The 20219-nt window shown below is 40.6% G+C and carries 22 protein-coding genes; 21 read left to right on the top strand and 1 reads right to left on the bottom strand.

Annotated features, from left to right (window positions below; genetic code table 11):
* The first annotated feature begins 78 nt into the window (after window positions 1-78).
* From L3D05_RS19075 to L3D05_RS19100, 6 genes are all read left to right on the top strand, one after another.
* Complete coding sequence (locus L3D05_RS19075; RefSeq protein ID WP_239617912.1) at window positions 79-705, top strand: type 1 glutamine amidotransferase family protein; 627 nt, start codon at window positions 79-81, stop codon at window positions 703-705.
* Between the two features lie 51 nt (window positions 706-756).
* Window positions 757-1281, top strand: coding sequence for a VOC family protein (locus tag L3D05_RS19080; protein ID WP_239617913.1), 525 nt, complete (start codon window positions 757-759; stop codon window positions 1279-1281).
* A 356-nt stretch (window positions 1282-1637) separates the two neighbouring features.
* On the top strand, window positions 1638-1991 hold the full coding sequence (locus L3D05_RS19085) for a BlaI/MecI/CopY family transcriptional regulator (protein WP_239617914.1): 354 nt from the start codon (window positions 1638-1640) through the stop codon (window positions 1989-1991).
* Window positions 1992-2000: 9 nt separating this feature from the next.
* Window positions 2001-3677, top strand: coding sequence for a M56 family metallopeptidase (locus L3D05_RS19090; protein WP_239617915.1), 1677 nt, complete (start codon window positions 2001-2003; stop codon window positions 3675-3677).
* Between the two features lie 150 nt (window positions 3678-3827).
* The gene (locus tag L3D05_RS19095) at window positions 3828-4811 is read left to right on the top strand and encodes a tRNA dihydrouridine synthase (RefSeq protein WP_239617916.1); all 984 of its coding nucleotides are present in this window, start codon (window positions 3828-3830) and stop codon (window positions 4809-4811) included.
* A 106-nt stretch (window positions 4812-4917) separates the two neighbouring features.
* Window positions 4918-5571 (top strand): lysozyme inhibitor LprI family protein, encoded by a 654-nt coding sequence (locus L3D05_RS19100; RefSeq protein ID WP_239617917.1) that lies wholly within the window; start codon window positions 4918-4920, stop codon window positions 5569-5571.
* A 311-nt stretch (window positions 5572-5882) separates the two neighbouring features.
* On the opposite strand, the gene L3D05_RS19105 is transcribed toward L3D05_RS19100, so the two are convergent.
* Window positions 5883-6713: a polysaccharide deacetylase family protein gene (locus tag L3D05_RS19105; RefSeq protein WP_239617918.1), complete on the bottom strand. Its 831-nt coding sequence runs from the start codon at window positions 6711-6713 to the stop codon at window positions 5883-5885.
* 573 nt (window positions 6714-7286) lie between these two features.
* Here L3D05_RS19105 and L3D05_RS19110 point away from each other — a divergent pair.
* The 15 genes from L3D05_RS19110 to L3D05_RS19180 all read left to right on the top strand — a co-directional run bounded on the left by L3D05_RS19110 (window position 7287) and on the right by L3D05_RS19180 (window position 20211).
* Window positions 7287-8012, top strand: coding sequence for a DUF1266 domain-containing protein (locus tag L3D05_RS19110; RefSeq protein WP_239617919.1), 726 nt, complete (start codon window positions 7287-7289; stop codon window positions 8010-8012).
* 18 nt (window positions 8013-8030) lie between these two features.
* Window positions 8031-8504: a hypothetical protein gene (locus L3D05_RS19115; protein WP_239617920.1), complete on the top strand. Its 474-nt coding sequence runs from the start codon at window positions 8031-8033 to the stop codon at window positions 8502-8504.
* Between the two features lie 705 nt (window positions 8505-9209).
* Window positions 9210-9524 carry a hypothetical protein gene (locus tag L3D05_RS19120; protein WP_239617921.1) on the top strand — a complete coding sequence of 105 codons (315 nt, stop codon included), beginning with the start codon at window positions 9210-9212 and terminating at the stop codon, window positions 9522-9524.
* Window positions 9525-9556: 32 nt separating this feature from the next.
* On the top strand, window positions 9557-10120 hold the full coding sequence (locus L3D05_RS19125) for a hypothetical protein (protein WP_239617922.1): 564 nt from the start codon (window positions 9557-9559) through the stop codon (window positions 10118-10120).
* 13 nt (window positions 10121-10133) lie between these two features.
* Complete coding sequence (locus tag L3D05_RS19130) at window positions 10134-10439, top strand: hypothetical protein (RefSeq protein WP_239617923.1); 306 nt, start codon at window positions 10134-10136, stop codon at window positions 10437-10439.
* A gap of 23 nt (window positions 10440-10462) precedes the next feature.
* Window positions 10463-10636 (top strand): hypothetical protein, encoded by a 174-nt coding sequence (locus tag L3D05_RS19135; RefSeq protein WP_239617924.1) that lies wholly within the window; start codon window positions 10463-10465, stop codon window positions 10634-10636.
* An 856-nt stretch (window positions 10637-11492) separates the two neighbouring features.
* On the top strand, window positions 11493-11933 hold the full coding sequence (locus tag L3D05_RS19140; RefSeq protein ID WP_239617925.1) for a hypothetical protein: 441 nt from the start codon (window positions 11493-11495) through the stop codon (window positions 11931-11933).
* A 123-nt stretch (window positions 11934-12056) separates the two neighbouring features.
* Window positions 12057-12263 carry a hypothetical protein gene (locus tag L3D05_RS19145; RefSeq protein ID WP_239617926.1) on the top strand — a complete coding sequence of 69 codons (207 nt, stop codon included), beginning with the start codon at window positions 12057-12059 and terminating at the stop codon, window positions 12261-12263.
* A 458-nt stretch (window positions 12264-12721) separates the two neighbouring features.
* Window positions 12722-13045: a hypothetical protein gene (locus L3D05_RS19150; protein WP_239617927.1), complete on the top strand. Its 324-nt coding sequence runs from the start codon at window positions 12722-12724 to the stop codon at window positions 13043-13045.
* Window positions 13046-13115: 70 nt separating this feature from the next.
* Window positions 13116-13583 carry a DUF2691 family protein gene (locus L3D05_RS19155; protein WP_239617928.1) on the top strand — a complete coding sequence of 156 codons (468 nt, stop codon included), beginning with the start codon at window positions 13116-13118 and terminating at the stop codon, window positions 13581-13583.
* A gap of 95 nt (window positions 13584-13678) precedes the next feature.
* Window positions 13679-14074: a hypothetical protein gene (locus L3D05_RS19160; protein WP_239617929.1), complete on the top strand. Its 396-nt coding sequence runs from the start codon at window positions 13679-13681 to the stop codon at window positions 14072-14074.
* Between the two features lie 349 nt (window positions 14075-14423).
* Complete coding sequence (locus L3D05_RS19165) at window positions 14424-16034, top strand: response regulator (RefSeq protein ID WP_239617930.1); 1611 nt, start codon at window positions 14424-14426, stop codon at window positions 16032-16034.
* Between the two features lie 24 nt (window positions 16035-16058).
* Complete coding sequence (locus tag L3D05_RS19170) at window positions 16059-17813, top strand: cache domain-containing sensor histidine kinase (protein WP_239617931.1); 1755 nt, start codon at window positions 16059-16061, stop codon at window positions 17811-17813.
* Window positions 17814-17826: 13 nt separating this feature from the next.
* Window positions 17827-18825, top strand: a complete 999-nt coding sequence (locus L3D05_RS19175; protein WP_239617932.1) for a substrate-binding domain-containing protein — start codon at window positions 17827-17829, stop codon at window positions 18823-18825.
* Between the two features lie 171 nt (window positions 18826-18996).
* Window positions 18997-20211 carry an ABC transporter substrate-binding protein gene (locus L3D05_RS19180; protein ID WP_239617933.1) on the top strand — a complete coding sequence of 405 codons (1215 nt, stop codon included), beginning with the start codon at window positions 18997-18999 and terminating at the stop codon, window positions 20209-20211.
* The last annotated feature ends 8 nt before the right edge of the window (window positions 20212-20219 follow it).

Consider the following 20219-nt stretch of genomic DNA (forward strand, 5'->3'; position numbering starts at 1 on the left):
TTATAATGATGATAATCATTGATTCCCGATGGATGGTTGTTATCACTTGATGAATTGTAAAATAAGGAGAACTTGCAAATGAATAATACGGTATATCTTTATGTGTTTGACACAATGGCAGACTGGGAAATAGGTTACTTAACTGCCGAACTGAACTCGGGAAGATATTATAAAAAGGGGCTGGCCCCATCAAAAATAGTTACCGTGGGAATTGAAAAGACTCCTGTAACTACAATGGGCGGATTGAAAATACTGCCTGACATCAAACTGGATGAGTGCAGCATTGAAAGATCAGATACATTGATTTTACCCGGTGGAGATACATGGACAGAAACAATTCACCAACCCATCTTAAAAATCGCCCAGAGGTGTTTAGAGGAAGGTATATGGGTTGCAGCGATTTGTGGTGCTACAATGGCACTTGCCCAGTCAGGATTGCTGAATTCACGCCTGCATACAAGCAATGATCTGGAATACCTTAAAATGATCTGTCCCACTTACACGGGCGAGAAGTATTACAAGATGGAGCCTGCTGTAACTGATGGAAAACTGATCACTGCATCTGGAATAGCTCCGTTGGAATTTTCGGTACACGTCTTGAAAGCTCTGGGTGTGTTTTCTTCAAAAACATTAGATGCCTGGTATAGTCTTAATAAAACTCATGAATCCAAATATTTCTATGAGTTGATGAATGCAATCCAATGAAGGTATAAGCATAAAATTGATAGGTTATGATCATTTAAAGGATGAGTAAAAATGGGTGAAAGCATAAAATATACGGGAGTGTCAGGTAAATATACAAAGAATGGAACACCCAATGGCTGTACATCTATTACCCCATTTATAACAGTGAAGAATCCTTCTGAAGCAATAGAGTTCTATAAAACTGTTTTCAATGCAAGGGTTAAGGATATTACTGAATATCCTGATGGAAATGGCAATAAAATAATTGTTCATGCGGAATTAGATTTTGGAAATGGTTTTTTGCAGCTGGGAGCAGCGAATCCGGCATATAAATTGATCTTGCCGCCAGATGAAGACAATGCGTGTTATTCTTTAGGAATTTACGTAATTAATGTTGATCAGGTAATTGAAAATGCGGTAGCAAGAGGAGCAAAAGTAAGGGAAACGGTTGTAAACTTTGTTTCAGGTGATCGATTCGGAAGTATATTGGATCCTTTTGGAGTAAGATGGTCTATTATGACTAGGATTGAGGATTTGTCAGAAGAAGAAAGTAGTCGGAGGGTTGCTGAATGGGCCAAAAGCTTTAGCGGAGAATAAATGCAATAACTGTTTAAAAAGCAATTTTTCGGAAATATACCATGTTGCCAAGGGGCTACCGTTCATACGGGATCATTATCACCGCCACAAGGCATGTGGAGGTTACAGTAAGACTTGAAAGAAAAGATACAGCGTATCTGGACGATATGAAACGATGGAATGACGTCGAATAATCGGCGTCTTTTTCGTTTTGAATATTAAAATTCAAAGACAATCAAGAAGGGCTGCATGTGGAAGGGGAACTGGTGTAAGAAAATGACAGGACTCTATCGACAAAATTATTCTACTACAGTAGAATGTTAATATGTGATTCTACAGCAGTAGAATAATAATGAACGAGGTGTATTCATTTGGTTATGAAGCTATTCGATAGCGAACTTAATATTATGGAAATCTTGTGGAGAGATGGCGATACAGCTGCAAAGAGGATTGCAGAAATCACAAAGGAAAAAATAGGTTGGAGTAAAACAACAACGTATACCATCATCAAGAGATGCCTTGATAAAGGGGCGATAGAGCGGCATGAGCCTAATTTCGTTTGCCATGCGCTTGTTACACGAGAGCAGGCGCAAGAACACGAAACAACGGAACTGATAAATAAAATGTATGATGGCGCTCCCGACAGACTGATTGCTTCATTGTTGGGACAGAAACGACTGTCGACAGAAGAAATTAGCCGCTTGAAACGTCTTATCGATAGCATGGAATGAGGTGAGGGAATGTCGTTACTTCAAATAAGTATCTCTGCATCTGTCTTTATTCTTGCAGTTATTTTCTTACGTTTCTTGCTTATTCACAAGCTGCCCAAAATGACCTTTATGTTTCTTTGGGGTGTTGCATTAATTCAATTGCTTGTACCTGTTTCAGTTCAATCGCAATTTAGCATTTTTACGGCAGTGGAACATTTAAGCAGAATGTTTACAGTGCCAAAATTGATTCCCACGCCAGAAAGTTCAACATTTGTTAATGGAACTACGGTAATCATGCCACCAATTACAGAACATTTGACCGCGCCGATTATGCCATTGGAGACGGCTTCACAAATATCGCCTATTGTATGGGTGTGGTTAGTTGGTTTTACGTTATGTGCTTTATTTTTTATCATTCCGCATTTAAGGCATCGCAAAATCTACAAAATGGCTGTTCCTATTAGAAATGATTTTATAAGAAAATGGCAGCATTCAAATTTGTTATGGCGAAATGTTCAAATCAGGCAACTAGATCATATTTCAACTCCGCTTACCTACGGAATTTTTCGGCCTGTTGTACTCATGCCGAAAAATTTAGATTATGACGATGAGAAACAGCTTGCGTTTATCCTGACCCACGAATTTACGCACATCAAGCGATTCGACACACTAAAAAAATGGATTCTTGCCATTAGCGTATGCGTCCATTGGTTCAACCCTTTAGTATGGGTCATGTATATTCTTGCCAACCGTGATATCGAACTATTCTGTGATGAAACAGTCATACGAAAATTTGGGGAAAGCACGAAACCTACTTATGCTAGGGCACTTGTCCGTTTGGAAGAGAAGAAAATCGGTTTGTCGCCGATGATTAGTAGCTTTTCCAAAAACTCAACCGAAGAAAGGATTATATCGATTATGAAAACCAAGAAAATCACTATCGTCACGATGCTGCTCGCTATTGGGCTTGTAGCCAGTGTCGTTATCATCTTCGCGACTTCTGCATGGGACAAAACGGAAGCTGTTACGGATGTCGACAATCCTACAGCCGAACCTTCAGCCGAAATAGTGCCCGCATTATATCAAGGTACCATCACTACCGAAATAGTGCCCGCATTATCTCAAGGTGCCACCATTACAGATTTAATGCCGCACGATTTATCATTCAACAAGAAATATGATGTACCGAAGTTGATAGACAGCCTTATGGATTCAAAGTATCGTGCAGTTTATATGGACAACGAAATATATCTTCGTGTCATGATGGATAACACAATACAGATAAGCAAAGATAATGGCGCGGTTTGGAAAAAATATGATACAGATGAAGTCGATGCAAAAGAATTTGCAAAATGGCTGCTGATAAATGATCCGATTCCGGGCTATTCGATGGAAGAAGTTCAGAGTCGCTTGGCAAACGGGGCAGAAGTAAAACATTTAGTGTTTGAAAATGTAAAGGAGATGTATTTCATAATCGACAGGAACGGCGTACAGATTGAACTTGTACAGCCTGAAAAAAAATCTTCTGTTCTGATCGACGGTCAAAGAATGATGATTACTTCCGCTATATCAGCCCAGATGCTGAAATCATTTTATGACTTGTTAGTGTCGAACAATATACTTTCGGAAACTCATGCAAAACAAGATTATTCGGAAAGAATTAAGTATCTTGAAAAAAATCTCCCTAACTTTATCGTGACGAAATAAGGTGGGTTACCGTTTTTTGAAGAACTAATCGGCGTCGGTCTAAATGCTTGCTCCTTTGTTACCGTCATTTGATTAAAGATTCTTAAACGTGCTATAAGTGTAGATGAAGCAGGGACATTTAGTCCCGATATCGATAGTGAGGTTTTTGTTATGATGACTAACTTTTGGCGTGATTTGCCGCGGCCTTTTTTTGTACTGGCTCCCATGGAAGATGTGACGGATGTTGTTTTTCGCCATGTCGTGAGCGAAGCGGCAAGACCCGATGTTTTCTTTACAGAGTTTACGAACACGGAGAGCTATTGCCACCCGGATGGGCACCAGAGCGTGCGCGGGCGTTTGACTTATACGGAAGATGAGCAACCCATGGTAGCGCACATATGGGGAGATAAGCCGGAATACTTCCGTCAGATGAGTATCGGCATGGCGGAACAAGGATTTAAGGGTATAGATATCAATATGGGCTGTCCTGTATCTAATGTAGCGGAAAATGGGAAAGGAAGCGGCCTGATCTGTCGTCCCGAAGTCGCAGCAGAAATCATTCAAGCAGCCAAAGCCGGAGGACTGCCCGTAAGCGTGAAAACAAGGCTTGGGTTCAGTGCTGTAGACGAATGGCGCGATTGGCTGGCCCATATCTTGAAACAAGATATCGTTAATCTATCCATTCATCTTCGGACAAGAGAGGAAATGAGCAAAGCAGACGCTCATTGGGAGCTAATCCCGGAAATTAAGAAGCTTCGCGATGAGGTGCCACCCGATACGCTGATAACCATTAACGGAGATATACCTGACCGTCAAGTCGGCTTAAAGCTCGCGCAACAATATGGTGTAGATGGAATTATGATCGGGCGTGGTATTTTTAATAATCCATTTGCCTTCGAGAAGGAGCCAAGGGATCATAGCAGTGAGGAATTGCTTGCCCTGCTGCGGTTGCATCTGGATCTTCATGATCAATATTCAACGCTGGAACCGCGTTCGTTCAAGCCCATCCCTCGCTTCTTTAAAATTTATGTCCGTGGATTCCGAGGGGCGAGCGAATTAAGAAATAACTTAATGAACGCAAAGTCAACAGATGAAGTGCGTGCCTTGCTCGATGCATTCGACAGCAAGCCTTATGATGGAGTGGAGGAACAGTAAAGGTTCAACCGGTGGATATGTTTCCGCATTCGGAGCATGTTGAGTGTACAGTGTTACTTGCGCCATTACCGGTAAATATTAAAGATAATATTTAAGGAGATAATTTATGAAAGGTAAGATACTCTTATTATTTTTTATTACGATAATGTTTTCATCTTGTCAAAATATTAGTCAATCGACTACTTTGAACAGCGAAACTAAATCAATAATGAATTCTGAACTGCCTCCTGATGTAGTGAGTACAGGTAATGGAACAGAATCGAAAGAAATAACTGAAGGTCGATCAGATCCTTCTAACAATGAAGTGTTATCCATGAACATTGGGAACTATGATTTGACTGGAGAATTTTATGATGAAATGCTTCGAAATCCTATAGATCATGATTATGAAGTGGAATTTAATGAATTTCAAAATTCCAAAGAGATTATTACAACATTGGGATGGGGGGCTTTGGAAAGCAAATATACAGAGATTTGGGATAAAGAGTTGAATCAAATATATAAAAAGCTTCTTTCTAAGTTGGATAGAGAACCAAGAGAAGCACTAATTGAATCGCAGAAAGAATGGTTACAGTATCACTTAAGGGAAACAAAATTTGTAGAGAAGACATTTATTAATAATGGTTACCTTGGATCACAAGGATCGGTAAGCCTAGGCACGGTTATACGGGAGAGAATTAGGGAAAGAACAATGCAATTATTTGAATATCGATATTTGCTAGATGGTGAAGTTGAGTTTTTATACCAAAGTAAAAAATAGAGTTGGAATCTTGATCAAAGGTTTTTAGGTGATGCTTCGAAGACAGTAACGGCGCATAACACTGTATTCACGCTGCGGGGCTACCACCCCTTGGTTGTCAGATGTATAATCTAGCGATCAAACGGTTCAACGGTAGGCGTTGACGGTTAACCCGGGACGATGAAATATTCAAAGGGTAAGAATTTGAATACATGATTGCCCGGTAAAAGGAAGACGAAGTAAACACGCCAAGATGGCGTGTTTTTTTGTATATGCACCCTATGGTGCCAAATGAATTCGATTTTTAGATTAAACATCAAGTACTAGCCGAATCAATCGGCCAGCAGCGGATAATCGGACAGAAGGACGAACTGGAATCCGGCTTTCTTCAAGTCGGGTATGGCTTTGATGACGCCTTCAGCCGTTTCTTTTTCAGGATGGTTCATATGGCAGAGAACGATTGAGCCATTCTTCGCTTTCATCAACGCCTTATAAACTTGTTTTTTATTATAAGTTGCGCCGGCGTCACCCAGTACGTTGTAATTCACGGCTTTTAAGCCGAGATCGTGTACGATGCGCACGGCTATATCATCATAGTAGGCCGTTCCGGAGCGGAAAAACAGCGGTTTACGACCGGTCAATTTCGCAATTTTATCCTCGTTTAGGCTTACTTCGTCGGTTACTTGGGAGGCATTTTTAGTTCCGCGGATGCCATATGCGGTTTTGCCCGTGACCGAAAGCGGACGATGCTCGTATCCGTGATTTTCGATTTCGAACAAAGGATTTTGTGCCAGATTCAAAAACGTCTTCGGGTTAGCGTCGATCCACCGCGCATTCACGAACAATGTTGCGGGGATATGTTCTTGAACGAGAAAGTCGATCAGTTTTTTATCGTAGCCGTTTCCACGGGGGCCTCCGCAAGCATCGAAGGTCAGGGCGATGACCTTGTCTTTCGTGTCTAGGTGGGTCATGACACCAGCGAATTTGTCTCCCCATTGTTTCGGCTTCGCATGCTCATAGCGCTTGATGAGCGCTTGCCTGTCCCCATCCGCTACAGGAAGCGAGCCTGCAGCTGCATCGTGCGAAAGCGGGAGCGCCGCTGTCAAGAAAACGGCTAGTACCCCCTGCATCAATAGTATTCGAATGATCATCGCCAGACTCAACGAAATTGCTCCTTCCAGATAGAGCTTTAAGCCACCTTATTCTAGATTACTATGAGGGTGTTTTCGTTGCAACAATGCCCAATTAAGGTTTTTTGACCGGATCTGCTATCCTGATAGGCCCAACTAAGTTCATCTAATATTTCATCAAGGTTCGAGGCGGTCACTCCGGTTATACCAGCTACCTGCTCCGCAATCTGCACAGAACGCCCTTGGAAGGTCGAATAGTGTGCGTGTGAGTGACATTGGGAACTAATTTTTAACATTGTAAGAAGTGTCTTCACTCTGCCGTTGGTTTACTGCTGAAATAACGGTCAGTTGTAATTCATCTTTAATCTTGCCCTCTCTAGGAAGTACACGATAAATTGTTTTGTACTTAAAAGGAAAATGATTCCTTTTGTCGAATATAATCGATAATTGGAATATAATACTAATAACTAGGAGTGTGTACGCTGAAAGGCTTATAACTTGTCTCAGATTTTGTTTTAGGAGTATTGGTAATTTGGGTGCGCTGGAGTTTATGCAGCTACTGAAGGTAAGGTGATTTAAGCTTTTTAACGAAACGAGGATGAGAACATGGGTTTTTTAAAAAAATTAGTGGGTGCACTGAGCAAGAAAAAGTATCGAAAGAACCCCAATGCCTCTGTTTTAACTGTAGAACAGTATGCTGCTTTGAATGTCGGAGCAATCAATGCAGAACAGACTATGTACTTTTGTGATAGTTTGCATACTGGGTCTGACAAAAATGAGATGAGACGAAATCTTACTGATTACTACGACATTGTTGATAGAGATACTGCATTAATGACTTTGGAATGGCTGAGTAGCAGGGGGCATAGAATCTATTTTGAGGCCATCAAACAATTTGTTTCAGGTCTATCCACAGCCGTTGACGAGACGGTTTTGGAAGAAGATGAAAAGGTAAATACATACAATTATATGAAAAATCTAAACAACACAATCGAAGATCTGGTTAAAAATAAGCATATCAACAAAAGGGTAGACTTGAGCACACAATCTATTGTTGGCTGGGATATGGGCCGACTGGTTTTGATTACACGTTGCTGTTATGAAATGGCATATCTCTCAGAAGAAGAAGCTTGGAATTATATTCGTAAAGCCCATAGAGAATGTCAGAACGCCTATTTGGACTGGAAAGAGCTTGCTGATGGCTATATCATTGGGAGATGTATGTGGGGCGGATCCAATATGATGCTGCACGGTATTATGGAAATTGCAAAAGAGTTGATTGAAGATGATGACAGTCCTTGGTTAAAATACCCGTTGCGACAAAATACATAAAAAAGGGAGAAATTTACTATGGATTTAAGATTATTGGCTATACCAGTGGTACTGGTGATTGTTGGAGTGATTGTGATGGTGTTTCTGAACAAAAAGGGGGGGCGTTCTGCCGGTGTGGCTCAGGATGTTATGAAGAACTATGTGCGTGAACAGCTTCCGAATATGCAAAGTGCTAATTTGGATGTCATTAATTTGCTTGAGGACACAATAGACCCAAAGCATATTTGGGTAGTTGCTTACAACGACAGCGGAATGTTTTTTATCCCGTCTACATCGAATCCTTTCACGCGATCAATTAAGAGATATGAGGATGAGAGTATCGATTATGTACTTTTTTCAGCGATTACTAATAAGTTGGTAGCACAAGACAAGAAGAAAATCGAATTGCATATAGGAGATGTAGTAAAATCTTTTAAGTATCAAAACAAAGATTGTTTTGGTGCCAATCAAGAACAAGAACTCTCTAAATTTATAAAATATTTAAGTAATTAGAGTCTACTTAATATATGGATTGGGCATCCGAAAGCGCTAAACTTTGATTTGGTGGCACGCCTGTTGATTAACCGGAAGCTATCAGATCAAAAACGCAGAATAAGATCGCCAGGCTATCCGCCGGATGGACCCTTTACTGCTTGTGCAGAATTGCGTCGTGCTGCTCATCGGCAGAGACCCATCTGACTTTGAAGGTAGGATTCAATTCCTGCTTGAGAATGAAAATCGAGAGTATATCCCTGAAGATTGGGTTCCAAGTTCAACATACTGTTTAGTATCCGATGACAAGAGGGTCATAGGGGCAGTAAATATCAGACATAGCTTCCGAGAGGCGGCAATGTCGTAAAAAGATTTTGGATTGAAACCTAATAACTTTGAGATGCTTCAAGTCTTTAAGCTATAAACGTCTTTTATTTCAGCGAATGTAGCCACATCAAAAGGTTGTCCATTTTACGCAACCAACACATGTGGAGTGCTGTTCACTATTAGTTTGGAACGGAAAATAACGAGAAGTAACGGTGTTTTGCTCTTCTTCCTCAGAGAAGGGCTTTTTCTATATTTTGGGAGGGGAAATATTATTACCATTTTAATCATTACGATTTCTGTATTAGCCTTGTGCGCATCCACAGACAGGATAAAGGTAAAAAATGGTTCACACCATTTAACGATCTGTTAAAATAAAACCAAAAGTCGGAGATGAAATGTTTGAAGAATACGACGTATACCATTTGGATTGAAGCTGAAGAGTGGGCAGAAGGACAATGGAATATAAATGACGATAATACTGATGTAATCGTTACGTTTGAAGATGGTTCAAGATGGATTGCATCATTCTATACATACAGAAATATTCAATCGCTTGCGGAAAAGAATAGTCAAACTGGCGAATGTCTGAACGGTAAATATCTTTGGAGCAGTGATATGCTGCTTGTAGATGAGTGTAGTCGTAGGCGAATTGAAGAGGTAATTCAATATCTCATGGGTGAACAAGAGTTTGAACACATCTTTAGCCAATTATGAAATGTACCGTGAAGTAGTGAGGGGAATCCCGTATGGATAATGGAGTTTATGTATTTGACGAATATAAGAATCATAAATTAAGACTTTGGATTAACATTCCTCCACTAATTACAATTGACGCTATCGATACATTTGTACATAAGATTAGCCCAAAAAATCCTATTTTACTTGACTACTCTTCGATTTCTATTGTAGTTGAATTGCGTAAAAACCTGAACGCTAGTAACTATGCATTGCTTGGAGCATTGTTTATTCCTGAAAATAATGACGTATTACAAGTAGAAGGACTTATCAGTACAAACACAGGTGAGGTTTTATTGGATAATATTGCAATGCCCAATGATGAGGTTCTAAGTGGAATCCCTTTGGAGTACGCGCAAGTTGTCTCTAACGTGACACTAAGACATAAGTATTATATTGATTCATTACCAATAGGGAAACTCCTATTCAATGTAGGCGCTCACGCCAAAATAGGTTCCAGTCAAGCGATATTTGCCAATGTTACAAGACTGATCTACAGGTTATTAGTTGAGGATTTGGTAAGATTGGAGCGGGAAAAGCTCGATGCAATAATCGAGGAGCATTTACTCACATAAAGAGGGGTAAACAATGGAGAGAAGACATTGCAAAGCAGTTATCGAATGGGATAAAGACCCAAGCAAATTTCCAATGAATGAATGGCTACGTGACATTGTAGTCATATACGGAGAAATAATTGATAAGAAAATCTATGGTGATTCATGGACTGTCTTGGTTAGAATTACAGAACTCATTGATGAATCGTGGAATACCTATGCTGATGTAGCTTTTATTGTAGATGAAGCACCTTGGCACTTACTTGAAACAGGATATAGCTTTAAGTTATGGGCGGGAAGGGATATTGCTAAAGTGACTATTTTATTACAGTATAAATGAGCAATTTTATGGCGGTGAGAGAGATGGAACTATGGAAATATACAACAACGGATGATTACTTTGATTTGCTGGATTTTCATGATGCTGTAGTAGAAAAAATAGAGGTAACCGAAAATCAAATAATTGTTGATATTGAATCAATCAACATTCTGCCACAGCATCCGCTTAACCCTTTTGATGTTGCAAAATACAGATAACTGCCGATTGGTTTTTTCACAACCAATATCAAGTAAAGCGACGTTATTTTTGGAAGGCAATACTCAACATCAAATAGAATGTACTGATTTCAGGGAGTTGGAAATTCTGAAATTTGACCGTAAGGAGCAATCCGAATATATAACATATGAATTGTTTGGTTCAGATAATGGGTTCTGCGAGTGGAAAGTAGAAGCTAAGAGATTTGACCTTTACTGGAATGATTTCGTGGCAGACGCTTGGTTTGTACATTGGAAAGGCTGACCGCTGAAGTAAACGGGCAGTATAAGAGAGATGGAATCCAGTTGAATATTTACGAATATAGAATACATTGGAGAGGTGAAGTTTATGTATGACTATATAAGTATCCATTCAAATGATTACACGAAAAAAGTGAAGTCGGGGCTTTTGGAGCAATACTTAACTAGTAATCTGGATTTTGAAAAAGTCAGGCATTTAACATTCTGCAAAGAACTTCATGGAGATCGAATCTGGCTAAGAGGCATTCCTGCCGATCTGGATGGTAACTATGCAATACATACACTAGATAGTGTTGAATAGGTAAACTTAATTGAAATCGATTTACCTAGTAGCATTAGCGGCATATTAGAACATGCCATTGCAATCATTGCTGTCGATATTGCTAAAGAGTTCTCGTGGATCATTGACGAGGATCACGGATTGAACAAACGAGAACGTTAGTCTAAAGAGGTGTTAACAATTAAAGATTATTCAAAGCTCGCAGAGAGGATAAATTTAATGTACGAATGCATTCGTGAAGAAGGGGGTATAGTCGATTTCGATTGGTGCACAGGACTAACGGGCATGACTAAAAATGATTAAAGTGGGGGTTGTGTGTTGGAGTATAAAGACTTGATGGAACAAAAGGATATATTTTTCTTTGGTCTAAAAGAGCCAGAAGTAAATTCATTAACAATGTACTTCAGCAAGAGTGAAAAAGGAGACCCTGAACCCCTTATTATTGGTGAAAAAAACTTTGGAGACTCTTACCCAATCAAAGTTGACGAGAATTCCCCATTAATACAAATTGACTTTCAGACTTACGTTGCTTATTCAATCCGAAATGAATCATATACATCCTGGGATGACTATGAGGAGTTCGAAGGAAAGATATTTAGAATCTATAAGAAATCAAGGTATCTTGATTTTATTTCTGTTGGAACTTTTGCGTCAGAAGATTTTCCAGGACCATTTATGCACTATGGCATTAGTTGTCTTGATCACATTATTGATATAGTCTCGGTCTCTAAACCTGTTGTAAGTGAAATAAGGCGTTAATCGCAATGGTGTTGGACAAGTTAGGAAGGACTGATAATGATGATTCCGACTGAATTGGATGGTGCAAAAGTAATTTAGCATACATCAAATTCTATGGCAAACCAATATGGGATAGTAGGGATATTGAATGACAACAAAGAAATTATCGACCAACATCCCATTACTGCTATGGCAATTTGTCAGTACGAAGAAAGTAATAAGTTTTATCTTTTTTCTTGTGATATGAATTGGGAAGTCATTGGAGATTTTGATTTCGATACGATGGAAGATGCAGTAGTGAGTGCTAAACTCAGCTATAACGTCAACGAAGACGAATGGATAACTATATAGATGCAACTTAACTAACGGAGAACATAACTTCAATTAATGAATAGTCTGCATGACCATAAAAAGAGGTGTCGATATGCAATCAGAAATTTTTCTTGATCCCTGGCAATCATCAAAATCTATAAAATTTTTCAAGAATTACAGAAAGAAATGTGTGAAAGCCACGTGTTGTTTGGGGGAAATCTTGAGATAGTGGCAAGAAGAAGAGATAGGGATGAATATCTCTTTAAATACATAGATGAAGAGAAATATGTTCAGGTTCATTTAACATGGCGTGGATCAGTAGAACCAGATACCGTTTTGGCCAGTTACAAATATTTATGACTCCTTTAAGCAATGGAAAACTGAAATAATGATTCCAAACAATTCAAGATATGGATCAGAAGCGGAATAAGCATTTTTTAATCTGACAGCCCATTGCGTTAATGAAGTACGTTAGCATTATGGATTGGAGGTCCCCAGTGAAAGATAGTGGTTTTGTGGAAATTCAGACAGATAACATCAATCCTAATATTTCAGGGTTTCATTGGCGTAGTCATGGTCGAGGTGTAAACATTTACTTCGTGGAAGGTCAATCTATAGTAATAATATACGGTGAGATGCCAGCAGTAAGGGAATATGACGTTCTTGTCTTTGGAGAGGCAGAACACCTCAACAAGCGTTACTTTCTTAGTGAGCAAAGGATAGAAAGTATTCCTTTAGATGAACGACTCAGGATTCAGAAAATGTTAGTCGATTGGTTGGGAAGTCAAGGGATGCGGCATGACGTAAGTGTAGGCGAGTGACAAGAGATAGAATTAACGGTTACGATAGTTTAACGTTAACGGGCAGTAGACAACCGAAGCGAGGGTAAAAATGAAAAGAGGGATCCAGTTAGAGATACCGAACGAATGGGGTAGCCATCTTGGGGAGGTACTGGTGCCTTTCAACATAAGTAATTTCGATTGGTACATTGGTGGAGAAGAAGCATATCAGGACACTGAGGGAGGAAAATTTGAACCTTTGTTCCAAGGTGAGATATATGGAATGAAGGGGCAAGACCTCAGCGAAATTCTTAAATCAAGCAGATATTATATAATTTTTGCAAATTTCAAGGCATATCCAAAAGGTGAAATCATTGAGGACGTACTCACCTATGAAGAATTCTTAAAAAGCCAATGCCAGTTGGTGCTGATCGTAATCGATTCCTCATATGTCACAGTTTATTGTAAGGACAACAACATGCTTGATGATTTATATCTGAATGCCATCAGAAAAGGCTTTGAAAAAGTTGAGTATATTACCGACGAAAATGATTTTAGAACAAGGCTATCTGTTTGGTAAGCATATACGTTCTGATGAATAAACGGAGAACGATAATTCTATCGTTGCGGCGGCCATTATTTCGCCAGTAGGAGCATGATAATGGAAAAAAGGAGATGAAGATTATTTTCAGAGATGCACAGCATGCTTGGAATCCTACACAAGAAGAAATAAAAGCATGGGCATACAGTGGGGAGAAGATCCCAGAGCAAGATTGGGAACTGGCTGTAAATAGTCTTGAAAATATACCGATGATTTGTTCGTTAATTGATGACGAAAAATGCAATCGTACTTTATTTTTTCTTGGTAGCCTCTATGTTTTTACAGGAGATCTTGTTAGATCTGGGGTGGCTGAAGAAATTGGAAGGCTGTCTGAGTTATTAAATATAGTGAAAATGAAAGCAAAATCGGAAAAACTCAACGATTGGATCAAACGTTCAAAATACCTTATACAACATCCAAACACATATGATTATGACTATTGGGGGCTTGGTTCCAAGTACGTTTATTAGGCTATCGAGGAACACTAGATCAAAAAGTCGCCTTTTAAGGGCGGGTTATACTTTTGTCAAGAATTCAAATGTACTCTTTAACAATTGATATGACTGGATTTACCATTTGGATACCCGTATCAATCCGTTCTTTCAAACGAGATGCGATGAGGAAATTAATATTTGAGCCTTCTGTAGATCGTGCGAATGCACGCTCTTTTCTATTAATTTTTGTATTCGCGACACCGCTTGCCGCGAACGACAAAAGCAAGATGTACTATACAGTATTAACGAACATTCCTATAATAAAAGTCTGAAAGCTAAAGCCATGTTAACGTCGAAATCGGACTTAAGTCAGACGGAGGGCAACATGTACAACATAGCAATCGTTGACGACGAAGATGAAATAAGGGAAGGCATTGAAGATCTCATCCAATGGGAGAATCATGGTTTTCAATTTATAGGAAGCTTTGAAAACGGGAATGAAGCGTTGAAAGCATTCGAAGATCGGATCCCCGATTTGGTGCTGACAGATATTTGCATGCCCTATATGGACGGGGTTGAGCTGACTCGCCATATTGCGGATAAGTATCCGTTGACCAAGGTGATTATGCTGACCGGTTATGATGACTTTGAGTATACCCAGCAGGCGATTCAGCTGAGGGTGTATGATTACTTATTGAAACCGTTCTCGGCCAATCAGCTTCGAAACGTGCTGGATAAAGCCAAACTCGAAATGGATGAAGACAATCGAAAGAAAGAAGACATCCGCAAGCTTAAGCTTCAATTGAATCAAAGCTTGCCTCTATTAAAAGAACGGTTTCTCGAAAGCTTGGTCACGGCGCCTATGAAGGGAAAAGAAATAGCGGAGAAGCTGGCATTTTTTAATCTCCCTCTTTCAGGATCTTGTTACGTTGCGATCGTTATTGATGTGGATGATTTCGGAGAACGAGAGTTGTCCCAGTCCGTGACGGAACAGGAGTTGATGTATTATGCGGTCTACAATATTATCGAAGAAATTATGGGGTCAGATCAAAGTATTGTTTTTCGCAATCGCGAAGACAGAATCGTTGTGATCCTATCCGATGAAGATACATCTAAGGTTCAGGGAATGGCTCAAGCTCTTTCGGAAGAGACGCGGATGAGCGTAGAGAGTTATTTGAGATTTACGGTAACGATCGGCATCGGCAATCCCATCAGTTCCTTGCAAGGAATCGTTCAAGCGTATCAAAGTGCATTAGCAGCGCTAGATAACCGGTTTTTATTAGGGAAAAATAAAGTCATCACGTATCCCGAACTTGATATCAACCAAAGTACACACATTGCAATGTACCCGGAGTGGGAGAAAAAGTTGATCCTGGCCGTAAGAACAGGGACGGGCAATGAAGTCAACACGGCAATTGAAGACTATATCCGAAATTTAAAGAACTCATTCATTCCGATGAAACAATGTTATTTCTATATCCATAAAGTTTGCTTGGCCCTCAAGGATACCATGGAGGAATTCGGACAATTAGAGCTTTTTGGAGATCCAATAGAGCGATTGGCGGAAATAGATCAATACAAAACGCTAGATGAAATAGAACGATGGTTATCTGTAATTTGCAAACAGATTGTCGAATCCGTATCCGGGCAAAGCAACAATTTATCGAAGACGAAAGTCATGATGGCCGAGAAATATATCAAAGATCATTTTTCCAACGAAACATTAGCTTTGTCGGATGTTTGTCAACATGTGCAGATCAGCCCGAGCTATTTCGGTACGGTGTTCAAAACTTATACGGGAGAAACGTTCATTGAATATGTAACCCGGATCCGGATCGAGAAGGCGATGGAGCTCCTCAAATGCACCGATCTGAAAACCTATGAAATCGCTCACAATACAGGCTACAAAGACCCTCATTATTTCAGCTTAATATTCAAGAAGAAAGCAGGCGTTTCACCTACGGAATATCGCGGGAAAATCAGGAACGATCCATAGCCTGAAGTGGAGGGGAATTGACAATTGCGCCTGTTCGCGTTTAGACGTATTCAATCGAGTATCGCGGTTGCTTTCTCCTGTTTAATCTTATTAACGACTTTGATATTGAGTTTTATTTCCTATCATTTGTCAGCGGATGCAGTAAAAAAGAAATCACAGGACTCTACCAATGAGATTATCAACCAAGTCAATACAAGCATTAATTCCTATATTTCGAGTATGGAATATATATCCGTGATGGCGTTGAATAATGCGGATATTAGAGACTTTATCCGATCCTCAAGAAATGTTAAGTTGGTTAGCGATAACGAAACCAGACGGAGAATCAGCGATTATTTCCATTCTGTGTTAAGTTCTCATAAAGATATCACGTCGGTCATGTTATTCGGAGACAACGGCTCTCTTTATGTATCCGATCGGGACAATCCTAATTTGAAGCCGAATTTGAATGTGAGCAAACAATCTTGGTTCGTAAAAGCTAAGGAAGCACAAGGGTTAGTTGTGGTCTCACCGCCGCATATTCAAAACCTGTATCAAAAAGAATACCGCTGGGTGATCACGTTAAGCCGAGAAATTCGGAGCGCGGATGACAAACAAAGTCTGGGTGTATTTTCAATCGATTTGGATTTCGAAGTCATTAACAAAATATGCAACGATATCCGTATAGGAAATAGCGGCTATCTATTTATCGTGGATGAAGTGGGTAAAATCATCTATCATCCTCAGCAGCAAATCCTTTACAGCAATCTGAAATCGGAAATGATATCCCAAGTCCTTAATTCCAATACAGGAAGCTTTACAACCGATGAAGGCAATGATAGCCGGATGTATATGATCAAAAAATCAGGTTTTGGCTGGAACATTGTCGGTGTTGCCTATCTGAATGAGCTTGTGAGCAATAAACAGGAGATGCAGCAGTCGTTTTTCCTCTGGGGTTTTGTATGTCTGGTGATTGGCTTGGCTTTGGCGGTCCTGCTCTCTCGTAGATTGTCTAGTCCGGTGAAAAGGCTTGAGTCGTGCATGAGGGAAATTGAAAAAGGCAATTTCGACATCCGATCAGACATCCTTTCGGTCAATGAGATCGGTAAATTGAGTTTACGCTTCAACATGATGATCGGTAAAATAAGAGAACTCATGGATCACATTATGATGGAACAAGAGTTTAAACGAAAAAGCGAGTTGAAAGCGCTTCAGGCGCAAATCAATCCGCATTTTCTTTATAACACGCTGGGTTCCATTGTTTGGATGGCCGAAAAGAACAAGATGGAAGAAGTCGTAACGATGACCGTGGCGCTAGGCAACTTGTTCCGCGCCAGTATTGGCAAAGGCAGCGAGCTCATTCCTATTCAGGCGGAAATGGAGCATATCAAACATTATTTGACGATCCAGAAAATACGGTACAAGTCTATGGATTATCAAATTGATGTCGACGATCGAATTTTGAATTTCAAAACGTTGAGGCTGATTTTGCAACCGCTAGTTGAAAATTGTATCTATCATGGAATCAAATACAAAACCGGCACAGGAATCATTCAAGTTACGGGCGAACTTATGCAAGATTGTATATTGCTCAAAGTGATCGATAACGGAATAGGGATGCAAGAAGAACAACGGGAACGAATTTTATTACAGGATCAACCCTTCGAAGATAAAGGGGTAGGCGTTACCAATGTCAACGAACGATTGCGTCTTGCCTTCGGCGAACGTTATGGGTTGAGCTATAATAGCGTCCTTGGGACAGGGACCGAAGTAACGGTCTGCATCCCCATTATCGATTAGGGAAGGCGATACGATGTTTACGAGAAAAAAGGTATTGCTGATAGGCTTGTTACTAACTGGCTCATTGTTCATCATCCTATTTGGTTTCTTTAATTTCGCTCCGAAAAAAGCATCGGATGTAAAACCTAAGATTTTGATCGTTACCAAGACAAGCGATCCGAACGTGGAATTCTGGCAGGCATTAGCTGCAGGGACCAAAGTTGCGGCGAAGGAGTTCGGGGTTGATATTGAAATTGTAGGCCCGCGTACGGAAAGTGATGTAGAGGGTCAAATTAACCTATTAAATACCATCGTTAATTATGGACCACTGCCCGATGCCATTATTCTGGCGCCGATTGATTATGAAAAGATGATTCCAACGATCGAAAAAATAATAAAAGCAGGTATTGAGCTTGTCACCATCGATTCCTCCGTAAAAGGTGGTTTATCAAGTAGCGCCATCTATACAGACAATATCGCAGCAGGAGACAAAGCGGGGACCGAGGCAGCTGCGCTACTCAGCTCTTCGTCACGGGTTGCTATTATTAATTCTGATAGAGAGTCATCATCGTTATATGAAAGGGAAAGCGGTGTAAGACAGGCGTTTGCACGCTTTCCCGGAATCCACATCATGGACACTTACTTCTGTAATGGCGAGGAGGAGAAGGCTTATGAAATCACCAAAAAACTTCTCAGTGGCAATGATCCGGTTGACGGAATCATTACTCTGAACGAAACGGCTACACAAGGCGCTGCTCGGGCTGTAAAAGATTTGGGATTACAACGAGGGGTGAAGCTGGTCGGATTCGACAGCTCTATTCAAGGAATTAGTCAGCTGGAAGAGGGAGAACTTCAGGCGATCGTTGTGCAGAAACCATTCAATATGGGGTATTTGGCTGTGAAATCATCCGTTAAAGTCTTAAACAAGATGAACGTCGATTCACACATCGATACGGGGTCAGAGGTTATTACCCAAGCCAATATGTACACGGATGAGAATGAAAAGCTTCTTTTCCCGTTCGGAGAAAGGTAGTGTGAGGAACAATTGAATAGGAATCGGGTGCTCCTCTGTAGTATTCTTCTAATCGCTCTATCCCTTTCCCTTTGGAGTAATAGGGCTGGAACGGGAAGCCATTCCGTTCAACCAAGGGTAGATGCGGACAGCAATCTGGCCGCTGGTAAAAGGGTTTATGAAGGCATAATATTGAGAGCGGCCTTAATCGGCGGCGGAATGTACGAGCCTTTGTACGAATCAATTGCTAAATTCGAGCGGGATACCGGTGCCAAGGTGGAGATCGCTTTTAAAGGGAATAATTACGAGTTGGACAAGAAGATCAATCAAGATGTCGTCAAGCATTCGATTAACTATGATGTCATATCGACTCATACAAGCCTTTTTTTGCAGTATGCCGACGATTTAGAACCTTTGAATTCTTGGTTTACGGATGATGAACTCCAAGACTTCTCCCCGTCTATTCTGTATGCCGGAAAGATAGACGGAGATCAGCTTATGATTCCGAGATTGGCGGATATCAGCGTGTATTTTTATCGCACGGATCTGTTTAATGATGAAGCGAACAAAAGTAAATTCAAAGCCATCTATAAATATGATCTAGCCCCGCCTGAGACCTTAGATCAAATGAAAGATATCGCGGTTTTTTTCTCAACGATAGAGTACGGCTTATCCGGCATACAGTTTGCCGGTAAAGAAGAAGCGATCACAGGCCGGTTCATGGAACTTACGCAGGCATTCGGTGGCGACTTTTTCGACGAGAATAAGAAAGTGATTTTGAATGAAATAGGCGGATTGAAAGCTGCCCAATATTTACGCGATTTGTATTCTGTGGGGGCAATGCCGAAAGACATGCTTAATTACCTCTGGGATGAAGAGGAATATAACTTTGCAAGCGGTAAAGTGGCCATGTATTCGGAGTGGCCTGGATGGTATTCCACGTTGGATGACCCGACAAGCTCAACCGTAGCGGGGAAGTTCGATGTTTTTCGCGCTCCGGCTGGACCCAGCGGCGTTCATCCAGGTTGGGGCGGTGCCCATGGATTCGCGATTATGAAGTCAAGTAATCATAAACAAGCGGCTGCAGCACTTGTTAAGTTTTTGACGAGCGCGGAGAACATGACGAGTGAATCGAAACTCGGTTCTACCCCCGTTCGTTTGTCCGTTTGGGAAAAGGTGTTAAACGATGCCAAGACGGGGGATCCTCGCAAACGGAATTTTTACAAAGTATTGAATACGGCGCTAACGGAGGACTTTCGTACCCCTCCTCCTATTAAACAATGGATTCCCTTGTCTGATATTTTATACCCCTATCTCCAGCGAATCATAATCGGGGACATTTCCCCCAAGCAAGGGCTGGACGCCGCAGCGAAGGAAATTACGAGAATGATGGCTCAACCTGAATGAATCATATG

Source organism: Cohnella mopanensis, assembly GCF_022352055.1.
GTDB lineage: Bacteria > Bacillota > Bacilli > Paenibacillales > Paenibacillaceae > Cohnella > Cohnella mopanensis.

Excerpts from the sequence above, each read along its gene's own strand:
- L3D05_RS19095 (WP_239617916.1), top strand. The coding sequence starts at position 3,828 with ATGATGACTAACTTTTGGCGTGATTTGCCGCGGCCTTTTTTTGTACTG.
- L3D05_RS19125 (WP_239617922.1), top strand. The coding sequence starts at position 9,557 with ATGGATAATGGAGTTTATGTATTTGACGAATATAAGAATCATAAATTA.
- L3D05_RS19165 (WP_239617930.1), top strand. The coding sequence starts at position 14,424 with ATGTACAACATAGCAATCGTTGACGACGAAGATGAAATAAGGGAAGGC.
- L3D05_RS19115 (WP_239617920.1), top strand. The coding sequence starts at position 8,031 with ATGGATTTAAGATTATTGGCTATACCAGTGGTACTGGTGATTGTTGGA.
- L3D05_RS19130 (WP_239617923.1), top strand. The coding sequence starts at position 10,134 with ATGGAGAGAAGACATTGCAAAGCAGTTATCGAATGGGATAAAGACCCA.
- L3D05_RS19135 (WP_239617924.1), top strand. The coding sequence starts at position 10,463 with ATGGAACTATGGAAATATACAACAACGGATGATTACTTTGATTTGCTG.
- L3D05_RS19080 (WP_239617913.1), top strand. The coding sequence starts at position 757 with ATGGGTGAAAGCATAAAATATACGGGAGTGTCAGGTAAATATACAAAG.
- L3D05_RS19085 (WP_239617914.1), top strand. The coding sequence starts at position 1,638 with ATGAAGCTATTCGATAGCGAACTTAATATTATGGAAATCTTGTGGAGA.
- L3D05_RS19155 (WP_239617928.1), top strand. The coding sequence starts at position 13,116 with ATGAAAAGAGGGATCCAGTTAGAGATACCGAACGAATGGGGTAGCCAT.
- L3D05_RS19100 (WP_239617917.1), top strand. The coding sequence starts at position 4,918 with ATGAAAGGTAAGATACTCTTATTATTTTTTATTACGATAATGTTTTCA.
- L3D05_RS19090 (WP_239617915.1), top strand. The coding sequence starts at position 2,001 with ATGTCGTTACTTCAAATAAGTATCTCTGCATCTGTCTTTATTCTTGCA.
- L3D05_RS19175 (WP_239617932.1), top strand. The coding sequence starts at position 17,827 with ATGTTTACGAGAAAAAAGGTATTGCTGATAGGCTTGTTACTAACTGGC.
- L3D05_RS19160 (WP_239617929.1), top strand. The coding sequence starts at position 13,679 with ATGAAGATTATTTTCAGAGATGCACAGCATGCTTGGAATCCTACACAA.
- L3D05_RS19110 (WP_239617919.1), top strand. The coding sequence starts at position 7,287 with ATGGGTTTTTTAAAAAAATTAGTGGGTGCACTGAGCAAGAAAAAGTAT.
- L3D05_RS19075 (WP_239617912.1), top strand. The coding sequence starts at position 79 with ATGAATAATACGGTATATCTTTATGTGTTTGACACAATGGCAGACTGG.